Here is a 13,864-nt window from a genome sequence, read left to right as displayed (position 1 = left end):
GCCTCCTTGCCCCAACTATAGGTTCAGTCAGAAGCTGTCGCCAGGCACCCTCACCCAACCTTCCATTAAAATCCGCGCACTGCGGCTCATAATGGCTTTGGTGGCGGTCCACTGCCCTGCCACCTGTTTTGCCTCGGCGCCAACCCGGAGGGTTCCGGACGGGTGGCCAAAGGTAACGTGAGTGCGGTCACCACCACCGACCGCCAGGTTCACCAGCGTTCCGGGCACGGCCGATGCGGTGGCAATCGCAACTGCTGCGGTCCCCATCATGGCGTGGTGAAGCTTGCCCATGGACAGCGCCCGAACCAGCACGTCTACGTCGCCTGCCCCGATGTTCTTGCCGCTGGACGCGATATAGCCCGAAGGTTTTGCCACGAATGCCACCTTCGGCGTGTGCTGGCGATTGGCGGCTTCTTCGATGTCCTGGATCAGCCCCATTTTCACCGCACCGTGGGCACGGATGGTTTCGAACATGGCCAGCGCTTTCGGATCGCTGTTGATGTCGTCCTGAAGCTCAGTGCCCTTGTAACCGATCTCGTCAGCATTGACGAAGATGGTCGGAATGCCGGCGTTGATCATGGTGGCTTTCAGAGTGCCCACACCAGGCACGTCCAGATCGTCCACCAGGTTGCCTGTTGGGAACATGGAACCCTCGCCATCGGCCGGGTCCATGAACTCTACCTGAACCTCGGCTGCCGGGAAGGTGACGCCGTCCAGCTCAAAGTCTCCGGTTTCCTGCACTTCACCGTTGGTGATGGGCACATGAGCAACAATCGTTTTCCGGATATTGGCCTGCCAGATCCGCACGGTACAGGTGCCATTTTCCGGGATACGATCCCCGTCAACGAACCCGCCGTTAATAGCAAACGCGCCGACCGCTGCGGTCAGGTTGCCGCAGTTACCGCTCCAGTCCACAAACGGCCTGTCGATGGAGACCTGACCGAACAGGTAGTCTACATCGTGATCCGGCCGGGTGGGCTCGGCCAGGATGACGGTTTTGCTGGTGCTGGAGGTGGCTCCTCCCATGCCATCCGTCTGCTTCTGGTAGGGGTCGGGGCTTCCGATCACTCGCAGCAGGAGCTTGTCCCGGGCTTCACCCGGGACCTGGGCCGGTTCCGGAAGGTCCTGCAACCGGAAGAAGACACCCTTGCTGGTGCCGCCACGCATGTAGGTTGCGGGGATTTTTATCTGCGATGCATAGCTCATGCAACACCTTCCGATTGCAGGAAATCCTCGGCAAAGCGCTGCAACACGCCTCCGGCCTTGTAGATCGACACTTCCTCCGCGGTATCCAGGCGGCAAATCACGGGCACGTGTTCGGTGCTGCCGTTCTTGCGATGGATAACCAGAGTCAGCTCTGCCCGTGGCGAAGGTTGGCCTTCAACGTCAAAGGTCTCAGTGCCTTCGATAGCCAGAGTCTTGCGGGTCGTGCCTTCCTCGAACTGCAGGGGCATAACGCCCATGCCGACGAGATTGGTACGGTGAATACGCTCGAAACCTTCCGCCACGATGGCTTCCACACCGGCCAGCGCAACGCCCTTGGCGGCCCAGTCACGGGAAGACCCCTGACCATAGTCCGCACCTGCAATGATAATCAGCGGCTGCTTCCGCTCCATGTAGGTTTCAATCGCTTCCCACATCCGGGTCACTTTGCCTTCCGGCTCGATCCGGGCCAGCGAGCCCTGCTTCACGTTGCCGTTTTCGTCCCGCACCATTTCGTTAAACAGTTTCGGATTGGCAAAAGTGGCTCTCTGAGCCGTCAGGTGGTCACCCCGGTGCGTGGCGTAGGAGTTAAAGTCTTCCTCCGGCACGCCCATCTTGTGCAGGTATTCGCCTGCTGCACTGTCCATCAGAATGGCGTTTGATGGCGACAGATGGTCGGTGGTGATGTTGTCTGGCAGCACCGCCAGCGGGCGCATTCCCTTGAGGGTCTTCTCGCCCACCATGCCACCTTCCCAGTAGGGCGGGCGTCTGATGTACGTGCTCTGAGGACGCCACTCGTAGTTCGGACTGACGTTCGCGTGCGCATCCCGGGTGATATCGAACATGGGGATGTAAGTGCTTCGGAACTGTTCCGGCTTCACACTCGCCTTCACGATCGCGTCGATTTCCGCATCATCCGGCCAGATGTCTTTCAGGGTAACGGGGTTTCCATCTTGATCGTAACCCAGGGCATCTTTCTCGATGTCGAAGCGGATGGTGCCGGCGATGGCGTAGGCTACCACCAGCGGTGGCGACGCCAGGAACGCCTGCTTGGCATAGGGGTGGATGCGGCCATCGAAATTCCGGTTGCCCGAGAGCACCGCGGTGGAATACAGGTCGCGGTCGACAATTTCTTTCTGGATCTTCGGATCCAGGGCACCACTCATGCCATTACAGGTGGTGCAGGCGAAGGCGACAACACCGAAGCCGAGGTTTTCCAGTTCGGAAAGCAGGTTCGCTTCTTCCAGGTACATTTTGACGGTTTTGGAGCCCGGCGCCAGAGAACTCTTAACCCACGGCTTACGGGTAAGACCCAACTTGTTGGCATTCCGGGCAATCAGGCCGGCGGCCACCATGTTGCGCGGGTTGGAGGTGTTGGTGCAACTGGTAATGGCAGCAATGATCACTGCGCCGTCCGGCATTTTGCCCTCCTCCTGTTCCCATTCTCCGGCAATGCCACGCTTGGCCAGCTCGGACGTTGGCAGGTGGGCATGGGGGTTGGAAGGGCCAGCCAGGGTTCTCTCGACCTTCGACAGGTCGAACTTGAGAACACGCTCATAGTCTGCGTTTTTCAGGCTGTCTGCCCACAGGCCGGTATGCTTGGCGTAGGTCTCAACCAAGGCCACCTGATCGTCTTCACGACCGGTCAGTTTCAGGTAGTCAATGGTTTGGCCATCGATGTAGAACATCGCCGCAGTCGCGCCATATTCCGGCGTCATGTTGGAGATAGTGGCCCGGTCCCCTACCGTGAGGCTGTCCGCGCCTTCACCGTAGAATTCAAGGTACGCCCCCACAACGCGTTCTTTGCGCAGGAATTCGGTGAGCGCAAGTACCATATCGGTACTGGTGATGCCGGGTTTCAATCTGCCCGACAACTCAACCCCAACGATATCCGGGAGACGCATCATCGAAGCGCGACCAAGCATAACGCTCTCGGCCTCGAGACCACCCACACCCACGGAGATAACACCCAGTGCATCCACCATCGGTGTATGGCTGTCGGTGCCAACACAGGTATCCGGAAAGGCGACATGCTTGCCTTCCCCGTCCGGACGGTTCTGTACAACCGGCGACATCTTTTCCAGGTTGATCTGGTGCATGATGCCATTGCCCGGCGGGATCACGTCCACGTTCTTGAACGCGGTCTTGGTCCAGTTGATGAAGTGGAAGCGGTCATCGTTACGGCGATCTTCAATCTGTCGGTTCTTCTCGAACGCGTCTTTCTCAAAACCGGCATGCTCGACCGCCAGGGAATGATCGACGATCAACTGGGTGGGAACCACAGGGTTGACCTCGGCAGGGTCACCGCCCTTCTCTGCGATGGCATCCCGCAGACCGGCAAGATCAACCAGCGCCGTCTGGCCAAGAATGTCGTGGCAGACAACGCGGGCCGGATACCAGGGGAAGTCCAGATCCCGCTTGCGTTCGATCAGTTGCTTCAGGGAGTCTGTCAACGCTGCCGGATCACAACGGCGAACCAGCTGCTCTGCCAGAATTTTGGAGGTGTAAGGAAGTTTTTCATACGCGCCAGGTTGGATGTCTTCCACTGCCTGGCGGGTATCAAAATAGTCCAGGTCGGTACCTGGAAGGGATTTACGGTATTCAGTATTCATGTGCTGGCACTCTGATTCGGGTTTGTCGGATTACGGCCGCTCGTCGATCGGCACCCACTTCGCATCTGCCGGGCCGGTATAATCGGCACTGGGGCGAATGATGCGGTTGTTTTCACGCTGCTCTTTCACGTGGGCTGTCCAGCCAGACACCCGGGACATCACGAAGATCGGGGTAAACAGCTCTGTGGGAATGCCCATAAAGTGATAGGCCGACGCATGGAAGAAGTCAGCGTTGCAAAACAACTTCTTCTCGCGCCACATCACAGCCTCACAGCGCTCGGACACCGGGTACAGCACGGTATCTCCCACTTCGTCCGCCAGCTTCTTTGACCACTGTTTGATAATGGCGTTGCGCGGGTCGGACTCTTTATAGATCGCATGACCGAAGCCCATGATCTTCTCTTTACGTTCCAGCATGCCCATCAGGCCCGCTTCCGCCTCTTCCGGCGTCTGGAATTTCTGGATCAGGGCCATGGCCGCTTCGTTTGCACCGCCGTGCAGGGGGCCGCGCAGCGTGCCGATGGCACCGGTTACGCAACTGTGGATGTCCGACAACGTGGATGCGCAAACCCTCGCGGTGAAGGTTGAGGCGTTGAATTCGTGCTCAGCGTAGAGAATGAGTGACACGTTCATCACGCGTTCATGCAGTTCGCTGGGCTTCTTGCCATGGAGCAGTTCCAGGAAGTGACCACCGATGGAATCTACATCGCTGTCAGTTTCGATACGCACACCTTCTTGGGCGAAGCGGTACCAGTAAGTGATGATTGACGGGAAGACTGCGAGCATGCGGTCGATCTTGTCGTCCTGCTCGCTGAAGTCCTGCTCGGTCTCCAGGTTGCCCAGCATGGAGCAGCCGGTACGCATCACGTCCATCGGGTGCGCGTCTTTGGGGATCTGCTCCAGCACGGTTTTCAGGGCAGCCGGCAGGCCACGGAGGCTCTGGAGCTTTTTCTTGTAGGCGTCCAGTTCCTGACGGTTCGGGAGTTTGCCGCGCAGCAACAGGTAGGCGATTTCCTCAAACTGGGCTTTTTCTGCCAGATCGGCGATGTCGTAGCCTCGGTAGGTGAGGCCTGCGCCGCTCTTACCGACGGTACACAGTGCGGTTTCGCCAGCTACCTGGCCGCGAAGGCCCGCACCGCTCAGTTTTTTTGCTTCAGCCATTGTTGTCTCCCATCTCTATCTTGTTTGGGTTGTCGGATTGCGCCTTTGGCTAATCCGACCTACTGATTTGTTACTGGATTTCGGGACTGGTTGTCGGATTAACCCTTGCTCTGCTGGAACAGCTGGTCCAGCTTCTGCTCAAACTCGTGGTAGTTCAGGAAATCGTACAGTTCCATCCGGGTTTGCATCAGGTCGACCACGTCTTTCTGGTCACCCTTTTCAAGAATGTTCTGATAAACCGTTACCGCTGCCTTATTCATGGCGCGGAAAGCGCTCAATGGATACAGGACCATATCGGCGCCTGCGTCGGCCAGTTCTTTGCGGTTATAAAGAGGTGTGGCACCAAACTCGGTGATGTTGGCCAGGATCGGCACGTCCAGCGCTTCGGAGAAGGCCTTGTAGTGTTCCAGTTCGGTCACCGCTTCGGCAAAGATGCCATCTGCACCGGCCTCAATGCAGGCTTTTGCTCGCTCAATGGCCGCCTCCAGGCCTTCCTTCTGAAAAGCGTCGGTGCGGGCCATGATAAAGAAGTCATCATCTTCACGGGCATCTACCGCCGCTTTAACGCGGTCCACCATCTCTTCCTGGGAAACAATTTCCTTGTTCGGGCGATGACCGCAACGCTTCTGGGCCACCTGATCTTCGATATGGACAGCGGCTGCTCCGGCACGTTCCATCTCTCGAATAGTGCGAGCAATGTTAAAGGCGCCGCCCCATCCGGTATCAATATCCACCAGCAGAGGCAGCTCTGACGCGGCGGTAATACGACGTACATCTTCGACGACGTCGTTCAGGGTGGTCATGCCAAGGTCCGGCAGACCGTAAGAAGCATTGGCTACGCCACCACCTGACAGGTAAATTGCCTGGTGCCCCACTTTTTCAGCCATCATGGCGGCGTAGGCGTTAATGGTGCCGACAATCTGCAGCGGCTGGTTTTCTTTCAGGGCCTTACGGAAACGTGCGCCCGGGGAAAGCTTGCTGGACATAATGCTTTTCCTTTTTTATCAGATGGTTAAAACGCCTTCCTGAATTCTTTTTTCAAAATTCTGGCGAGCGGCGTTAATGTGTCGTTTCATGAGGAATTCGGCGAGTTCACCATCGCGCTGGGCAATGGCTTCGACGATACGGCGGTGTTCACCAAGCGCCCGATGGGGGCGCCCGGTCGCGGTGCTTAACCGGTAACGATACATCCGCACCATGTAATACAGATCGCCCAGTAGCATCTGGGCCAGTTTGGTATTGCGACAACCGGTGGCAATCCGGTGATGAAAATCGTAGTCGCCCTCCGCCTGATAGTAGGCTTCGCCCCGGGCTTCTTCAATCATCTGCTCATGGGTATCGAGTGTCGCCTGAAGGTCCGCAATTTCTTCATCCGTCATGCGCTCTGCCGCCTGGCGGGCCGCCAAACCTTCCATCACCTCTCGTATCCGGTAAAGCTCCATAAGCTCTTCCGTACTCACAGAGACAACTTTGACACCGGCATGAGGGCGACGGACAAGCAGGCCACGAGACTCCAATCGGCCGAGCGCTTCGCGCAACGGTCCGCGGGTCAGATTAAAACGGGAACACAACTCCACTTCCCCGATTTTCTCGCCGGGCGCAAGGTCGCCTTTTACAATGGCTGTTTGCAGACAATCAAACGCTTCATCTGCTCGGGTCTGGGACTGAACTACTGGCTGAGACATCATTTTGTTAACAATTGACTAGTGAATGAGTGGAAAATTACGCCGGATAGCCCACATTGTCAACAATATCTGAAGAAGAATTCTTTGAAACCGTTATTGGATTTTAGGCATAACGCATTAAAAACAATATGTTATTCCGATAACGTAGAGAAAACCCTTCATTGTTAACAAAAAGCCCAAAATTGTTGGCCGAAATACCAGCGGTTGGGGAAACAAAAATGCACCATAATCGGGCAAAGAAAACGGGAATTTTCAGAAAACCAGAATACCAGCGCCAAAGCTGTGCAGATAACGACAGCATGCAACCGAGCACAGTCATCCTGTGTCTTCCGCCAAATCCCTGCCCGGCACTGCATTTAATCAATCAACTTGGTTACACTCGGCATACTTTGTGAATGTAGTATCAGATGCACAGCTGTGGCTCATGGCAGACACCAAAACCAAAGGACAATTCGTATGATCAAAAAATGCCTGTTTCCCGTTGCCGGTTATGGGACCCGCTTCCTTCCCGCGACCAAGGCCATGCCCAAGGAGATTCTGCCAGTCGTTAACAAGCCGCTGGTACAGTATGGCGTTGAAGAGGCCGCGGAAGCCGGCATTCATGAATTCGGGTTTGTCACCGGCCGTGGCAAGCGTGCCATCGAAGACCACTTTGACATCAGTTATGAGTTGGAGCACCAGATTGCGGGTTCCGGAAAGGAAGACCTGCTCGCTTCGATTCGCGACCTGATTGACCACAACAGCTTCGCCTTCACTCGCCAGAACGAAATGAAAGGGCTTGGGCATGCCATTCTGACCGGTCGTAATCTTGTGGGGGACAACCCTTTTGCCGTGGTGCTTGCGGATGATTTCTGCATCGGCCCTGAAGGGGACGACGGGGTGTTGGCGCAGATGGTGAAACTGTACAACCAGTTCCGCTGCTCTATCGTGGCCATCGAGGAAGTACCGGCAGACGAGACTCACAAATATGGCGTGATTGCCGGGGAATCCATGAAAGACGGACTCTTCCGAATCACCGACATGGTAGAGAAGCCCGCTCCTGAGGATGCCCCCAGCAACCTGGCGATTATCGGGCGTTACATTCTGACGCCGGACATATTCGAAATCATTGAACGTACCCCGGCGGGTAAAAACGGTGAGGTCCAGATCACCGATGCCCTACTGGAGCAGGCGAAAAATGGCTGCGTGCTCGCTTATCAATTCAAGGGCCGCCGCTTTGACTGCGGAAGCATCGACGGGTTCGTCGAAGCGACTAACTACGTTTATGAGAATATTTACAAGAAAAACAAGTAGGTCCGGATCGCCCCCGGTTAGCGCCCCAGTATCTGAAGGACCATACGCCGGTTTTCCACAGACGTTTTGCGGAACCGGCGTAGCAGTTCGCTCTCTTCATCGGATAACTGGACCCGGTTCAGTTCCTGTTCGAGTTCTTTTATTGCAACCGAGAGGTCGTCGCTGTTACTGAACGCCAGTCCGGGCAATTCAAGCTGTCCGCTATCTGCGGCCTCATCCAGGTCAAGCAGGCTCTCCAATGGTGTTTCGGTCCGGATACAGAAGTCGAGCAGCTGAGTCACGTCCGGATAGCTGCGCTGTCTGGCATCGATCGCCTCCCAGCTTCTGACCCGGGCTTCGTCCACCCCACACATCTGTGCCACATCCCAGCATGAGAGCTTCCCAGACTCACGCATCTGTCGGAGACGACGATTGAACGTTTGCAGGTACCGCATAGCTGATTGCCTCTACCCTCTGCAGGGACGCCAGGACACCTGGAGCCCGAAACGGTCCGAGAACCCGTGAAAAAAGTGAATCAAACAGGAAATGTAACGTACATATAGCTTTGCACACAATCTGCCTATAATGAATCAAAGGCAAAGGAACAGGATGTTTATGGCTGCACAACCGCTGGACACCGACGCTGCCTGGGAACTGGTGCTACAGGCCGTCAATCGCACGAACGTAACACTTCCAGCTGCAGGTGACGCAGCAATCAGTCTGAACGGCCATGGTAGCTGGCAGCTTTTACACCCGGCCACAGAAGCCGCAAAGAACCTGCTAACGGTGTTTCTGCCTCTTTGCAGGCCACTTCCCCGGGACTCGGCACCTCGGGTCGTGGGTCAGCTGGGACAGAGCCTGGACGGGAGAATTGCGACGGTTAGCGGGTGCTCCCGTTTTATCAATGGCGACGACGGCATTACCCACCTCCACCGCATACGGGCCGTATCTGACGCAGTGGTGGTCGGCGCAGGCACGGCAGAAACAGACAACCCACGCCTGACGGTTCGCCGCTCCAGTGGCCCTAACCCGGTGCGGGTTGTTATTGACCGCAATCGAAGGGTGCCGGAAAGCCATCACCTGTTTACCGATGGTGAAGCTCCGACACTCAGATTGGTTGCCGGGAGTTACCAGGCTTCATTCACCGAGCTGGCCCGGAATGCTGTGATGGAAGTGCCCTGTCTCGGAGATACCGGCGACGGCGTTCCTGCAGACCCCGCCATTATTCTCAGGGTGTTGAGTGATTTCGGCTTAAAGAAGATTTTTATTGAGGGCGGTGGAATTACCGTCTCTTCGTTTCTTAATGCCGGGTTACTGGACCGCCTCCACGTGATGGTTGCGCCGATGATTATCGGCAGTGGCCGCCCGGCATTTTCCTTGCCGGAAATAGACCTTCTGGATGACGCATTGCGACCAAAGGCGCAGCTGATAAACCTGGGCAGCGACATGCTGTTCGATCTGGACTTCTCTCACTGAATCTTTAGTCTTGGGCCGGTGGCCAGTCTCCGTCTTCCCAAAAGCAGAATCACAAGCCCCGGGAAGCCGGAAACAAACACCAGCACCCCATAGGCTACGCTTAAAGCCACGCCCTGTTCTGACGGCAGGCCAGCCAGGGCCCAAAGGACAGCAGCAGTACCTTCACGGACTCCCCAGCCGGCGACAGTGACCGGAATTACCATGCTCATCAGCAGGAAAGCACACAACGCGGTCAGCAATAACAGAGCGGGCATATCGTCGACATAGCCGGCACCGAATGCCAGCGTCAGAAACACGGCCAGATAACTGGCCAGTAAAAGTAGCGAACTCCCGAATTGAACCGGTAACGCTGGCCAGCTGAACAGTGAGCGCCTGAGGTCGACGCGAAGCTGATGCAGGTATTCGGCCAACCGTTTACTGGACTGACTCAGAAAAACAAGGCTGCCAACGGCCGCAACCAGCACAATAAGGACCAGCCAGACCCGGTTGAACGATGCAACCAGAAGGCGGTCTGTACTGATCAGCCAGACACTTGCGAACACAACCGTCAGGGCCAGCACAAGCTGGCCGGAAAGGCGCTCAATGGCGACGCCATGCAGAGCAGCAAGACGCTGGCCACTATTGGCACTATGGCGCCAGGCGCGATTGACGTCACCGAGCACGCCCCCTGGCAGGACCTGGTTCAGAAAGATTGCGAGATAGTACTCCCGGACAGCGAACCCGAAAGGCAATGACAGACCCAGTTTTGAAAGGGTATAACGCCAACGCCACGCGGAAAGGAAAACCTGGAATACGGTCATGGAAAGAGCAATCGCGAACACCGCTGGGGAAAGGTTCGCCAGCTCCTTCACCAGAAAAGGCACATCGATAGCTGACAAAACAACCCCGAGCAGCAGGACGGCGACAGCCCAGCGCAGCATCGGGTGGCTCCAGGTCCGCGGAGCCGTCACCGCGAGTCCTCACCATTTGGCAAAGCCAGCAGATCCTGGTGGTGAACGACGACTGAAAGCCCAACTCCGGCCAGCTGCTGCTTCCGTTCAGCAAGCCATGCAAACAACCGGCTTCGTTGAGCGGGATCCTGCTCAACAGCAGCGTCAACCCAACCCTCCATCAGCCGTTCTGTCAGTTCCGAATCTGCCGCACCCAAATGCCAGGGGCTCTCAGCGAGTGTCACGAGGTAGCCTGCCCGTTCCATTCTATTCTTTAAAACCAGGGTTGCCTCGGGCCCGAGTGCGGCCCCTGCGCCCTTGTCTCCATGCTGATGCTGGTTAACCAGATTCTGCAATAACCCGTCATCGGGGTGCGGCGGATCGAGCTCAAACGAACCACTGTAACTTAACACCACCAGCAATGCGGCCTGCCGCGCCCGGGTAGCACCGGCCAGCGCTTCAAGCCAGTCTTCTGAAACCAGGTCAATCAGAGCCGACGCGGTGATTAATTTTGCGTCACCCGGCAGGCACTCACCCAGAGAAGCCGCAGTGAGAGACGCCTGCACAATGCAATACGGTACATCCAGCCGCCTAAACCGCTTTTCAGCCTCTTTCAAAAGGTCCGCGTCCTGATCCAGTAACACCCATTGCTGAGGCAACTCGAGACGAGATACGAGGAAGGCTGCATTCGAGCCGCGCCCGGTGCCGATATCTACAATTTCTACCGGCGCCTGCCTGTTACTGCCGCTCTGTTCCGAATACGAAGCCTGAAGCCAACGATTCAGGGAGTCTGTGAGCAACGCTGAACGAGCTCTATGATCAGCGCCCTCACGCAACACCAGCCAACGACTGTCAAAAGTACTGTGTTCAGAGTACGGTGCGAAACGGGCTAAAGCATTTAAAACATCGGTTGCCGTATCGGCCCAACGTCTTACCTTCGAGGATTCCCGCACGGCCAGCTCGGTGGCATGCTCAAGCTCTTTCGGATTTTCCAGCCAGTCCCTGAGACGTGCAGCAAGAGCTCTTTCATCCCCGGCGCTATACTGAGCCACACCCGGCCGTGCGGACGTCTGCGCAAGCGCCCCACCGGTGGATGATATGATTGGCAAACCGGCCGCCAGCGCTTCATCAATGACCATCCCGTACCCCTCGTAAAGAGACGGCAAAACAAACAGCTGCGCCGATTGATAAAGCTGTGCAAGCACCTTGCTGCTTACTTCACCCGCAAGCACTATCCGATCCGTTAAACCACGTGCGCTAATCATGTCCTGCACTTTCCGGCTGTAGCGGGGATCTCGATCCAAAGAGCCAACCAGAGTACATTGCCAGTTCAAATCGGCCAGACTCGTGAGCGCCTCAACCAGCTGGTGTTGGGCTTTGCGCGGCGTGAAATGACCCACAGACAGAATTTGAGCCCCTTTACCGACGTATTTCTGGTCGACAGAGCCAACTGACCGGGAGCGTTTCTCTCCCCACCCCTCGACCCCGGGTTCGGCAATGCCAATATGTTCTGCACCGATACCAAAATCTGCCAGCCGTGCGGCGGTGAAACGGCTGGTCGTAATAACCTTACCCACCACGTCAAGAGCAGAGCGCTCAGCATCAAAAAACCACACCCTGTCGGCCTCGGAAAGGCCTGTTTCATCGGCGAGCGGGTGATGAATCATGGCTATCAGATTCAAACGGGCAGCGTGTTTTCTGAGAACCTCCGACGGCATGCCACTCATGGCCAGGCCATCCAGCATCACGACAGTACCCGGCAAAAAACCAGCCAGACACCGATCCATGGCGGCGATAGCCTGTTTATCCGGCCGAGGGAACCGACCGGGCAGGCCGGTGACGCGGGCGCCATGACCCGCTTCATTAAGCGCATGGGCCAGCATCCGGACATAGCGGTACCCGCCGGTATTCTGGTCCGGGTCACCCGGCACCACTAACACGACGGAAGGAGGTACCTCAGATGCTGGCATGGTAGCTTGCCCAGGCGATATGAGACTCCGACAAAGTAACTTTCAGGCTGGAAATGCCTTTGCCGGATTCTCCGAGACGCCCTGACTTCACTGCCTCTGCCAAACGGTCAAACACAACACCCGCCATGAACTCGGTGGTGGTGTTCCGCCCAGCAAAGACGTCCAGCTCATCCAGATTCTGCATGTTGAATTCGCCCAACACCTCCTTGAGCACTGTTGACGCCAGTCCGATATCCACGACCAGATCATCATGATCCAACTGCTCTCTTTCAAAGGACACATCAACCACATAAGTCGCGCCATGTGTCTTCTGGGCAGGGCCAAATATTTCACCGTTGAAACTGTGGGCAATCATCATGTGATCGCGCACCGTCAGGCTGAACATAGAATCTCCTCGGGCAATGGTTGAGAGTCAGTAAACAATTCGATGGCATAGGGTATGAGAGCCATCTGTCAGGATTTTTGACATCGTTTCGGGCATTTCTCCGAACCGGGTTTTACCACTGATCAATGCATCCAGGGTATCGTCCCGAAGCAAATCAAGTGCAAGTTCCATTCGCTTCTGATAATTCCATCGGGGCTGTCGCAACGGCGAGATCTGTCCGACCTGGCTGGATCTGATGGTTAAACGGCGTGAATGAAAAGCCTTGCCAAGAGGCACCTCAACCACGGCCTCTCCGTACCAGCTCATTTCCACGATCACCGATTCCGGGCCTGCCAGCTCAAGTGCCGTGTTCAGGCCGGAAGCGTGGCCGCTGGCGTGAAATACCAGGTCGTGATCATCCTGTTCGACGGTCGACGCAAACGTCAGCCCAAGGCGCTCAGCAACCGCCCTGCGGTCTGGATTAATATCAACAGCGGTGACACGGGTTCCCGGTATCCGGTTTGCAAGCCAAGCCACCAGCAGACCCACGACCCCAAGCCCAACAACCGCAATCCGGTCGCCAATGCCCGGCCCACCATCCCACAATCCGTTGATAGCGGTTTCCATATTCGCGGCCAGAACAGCCCGCGCCGGCGGAAGCCCCTCAGGAAGGCATGCTACGGCTTCAGCAGGAACCCGATAGCGGGCCTGATGTGGAAACAGACAAAACACGGCATTACCCTGGAAATGGGCCGGACCCGCCACGACCCTTCCCACGTTGGCATAGCCGTATTTTACCGGAAACGGAAAACTGCCCTGCTGGAACGGCGCCCGCATGCGACCGTATTCACTTTCGGGGACCTGGCCCTGGAAGACCAGTGATTCGGTCCCTCGACTAACACCGGAAAAGAGGGTTTCGACCGTCACAGCGTCCCCGTCAAAACCGGGAGGGCACGCATCAACCGGCGCAGCCAGAATGTCCCCCTTGCCTTGCCCGGTAATCCACCAGGCCTCGGAGTTATTTACGCTGCTATTATCAAGAGAATCGCGACTCAAAAATCTCTCCCAGTGTCTCGAAGGTATTTCGACTCACATACTGCTCTCAGGCAGGAGAGTCCGACCGCGGCAAGCGCTCGTAAATATGTCAGGGTAAGCACACTATAGACGTTGTGCTCCCGACGCAGTAGCACCG

At 56.6% G+C, this 13,864-nt stretch carries 12 protein-coding genes; 2 read left to right on the top strand and 10 right to left on the bottom strand.

Annotation, left to right across the window (positions count from 1 at the left end; all coding sequences use genetic code 11):
• Positions 1 to 27: 27 nt before the first annotated feature.
• From prpF to BKP64_RS04480, 5 genes are all read right to left on the bottom strand, one after another.
• A complete protein-coding gene (prpF, locus tag BKP64_RS04500) occupies positions 28 to 1,206 on the bottom strand; it encodes a 2-methylaconitate cis-trans isomerase PrpF (protein WP_070966562.1) in 1,179 nt (392 codons plus the stop codon).
• Positions 1,203 to 3,815 carry a Fe/S-dependent 2-methylisocitrate dehydratase AcnD gene (gene acnD / locus BKP64_RS04495; protein WP_070966559.1) on the bottom strand — a complete coding sequence of 871 codons (2,613 nt, stop codon included), beginning with the start codon at positions 3,813 to 3,815 and terminating at the stop codon, positions 1,203 to 1,205. Before acnD ends, prpF begins: the two co-directional genes overlap by 4 nt.
• A gap of 30 nt (positions 3,816 to 3,845) precedes the next feature.
• Complete coding sequence (gene prpC, locus BKP64_RS04490; protein ID WP_070966557.1) at positions 3,846 to 4,976, bottom strand: bifunctional 2-methylcitrate synthase/citrate synthase; 1,131 nt, start codon at positions 4,974 to 4,976, stop codon at positions 3,846 to 3,848.
• Between the two features lie 98 nt (positions 4,977 to 5,074).
• Positions 5,075 to 5,962, bottom strand: coding sequence for a methylisocitrate lyase (gene prpB, locus BKP64_RS04485; RefSeq protein WP_070966554.1), 888 nt, complete (start codon positions 5,960 to 5,962; stop codon positions 5,075 to 5,077).
• An 18-nt stretch (positions 5,963 to 5,980) separates the two neighbouring features.
• The gene (locus BKP64_RS04480; RefSeq protein ID WP_070973550.1) at positions 5,981 to 6,661 is read right to left on the bottom strand and encodes a GntR family transcriptional regulator; all 681 of its coding nucleotides are present in this window, start codon (positions 6,659 to 6,661) and stop codon (positions 5,981 to 5,983) included.
• A 456-nt stretch (positions 6,662 to 7,117) separates the two neighbouring features.
• Between BKP64_RS04480 and galU the strand changes: the two genes are divergently transcribed.
• Complete coding sequence (gene galU, locus BKP64_RS04475; protein ID WP_070966551.1) at positions 7,118 to 7,954, top strand: UTP--glucose-1-phosphate uridylyltransferase GalU; 837 nt, start codon at positions 7,118 to 7,120, stop codon at positions 7,952 to 7,954.
• Between the two features lie 17 nt (positions 7,955 to 7,971).
• Here the strand turns inward: galU and BKP64_RS04470 are convergent, their stop codons facing one another.
• The gene (locus BKP64_RS04470; protein ID WP_070966548.1) at positions 7,972 to 8,388 is read right to left on the bottom strand and encodes a transcriptional regulator; all 417 of its coding nucleotides are present in this window, start codon (positions 8,386 to 8,388) and stop codon (positions 7,972 to 7,974) included.
• Positions 8,389 to 8,548: 160 nt separating this feature from the next.
• Between BKP64_RS04470 and BKP64_RS04465 the strand changes: the two genes are divergently transcribed.
• Positions 8,549 to 9,409 (top strand): RibD family protein, encoded by an 861-nt coding sequence (locus tag BKP64_RS04465; protein ID WP_070973549.1) that lies wholly within the window; start codon positions 8,549 to 8,551, stop codon positions 9,407 to 9,409.
• Here the strand turns inward: BKP64_RS04465 and BKP64_RS04460 are convergent.
• The 4 genes from BKP64_RS04460 to BKP64_RS04445 are packed head-to-tail and all read right to left on the bottom strand — an operon-like array spanning position 9,403 to position 13,728.
• Entirely contained in the window at positions 9,403 to 10,329 is a 927-nt protein-coding gene (locus BKP64_RS04460) for a lysylphosphatidylglycerol synthase transmembrane domain-containing protein (RefSeq protein WP_070966545.1), read from the bottom strand. The two genes, BKP64_RS04465 and BKP64_RS04460, sit on opposite strands and share 7 nt — an antisense overlap.
• Positions 10,330 to 10,355: 26 nt before the next feature.
• Positions 10,356 to 12,308: a glycosyltransferase gene (locus tag BKP64_RS04455; protein WP_070966542.1), complete on the bottom strand. Its 1,953-nt coding sequence runs from the start codon at positions 12,306 to 12,308 to the stop codon at positions 10,356 to 10,358.
• Positions 12,295 to 12,693, bottom strand: a complete 399-nt coding sequence (locus BKP64_RS04450; RefSeq protein WP_070966540.1) for a 6-pyruvoyl trahydropterin synthase family protein — start codon at positions 12,691 to 12,693, stop codon at positions 12,295 to 12,297. The genes BKP64_RS04455 and BKP64_RS04450 overlap by 14 nt, the downstream gene beginning before the upstream one ends.
• A gap of 27 nt (positions 12,694 to 12,720) precedes the next feature.
• Positions 12,721 to 13,728: a zinc-dependent alcohol dehydrogenase gene (locus BKP64_RS04445; RefSeq protein ID WP_070966537.1), complete on the bottom strand. Its 1,008-nt coding sequence runs from the start codon at positions 13,726 to 13,728 to the stop codon at positions 12,721 to 12,723.
• Positions 13,729 to 13,864: the final 136 nt, after the last annotated feature.

Source organism: Marinobacter salinus, from assembly GCF_001854125.1.
GTDB lineage: Bacteria > Pseudomonadota > Gammaproteobacteria > Pseudomonadales > Oleiphilaceae > Marinobacter > Marinobacter salinus.
The sequence above is the reverse complement of the archived record's forward strand: the minus strand, read 5'-3'. Positions and strand labels throughout refer to the sequence as shown.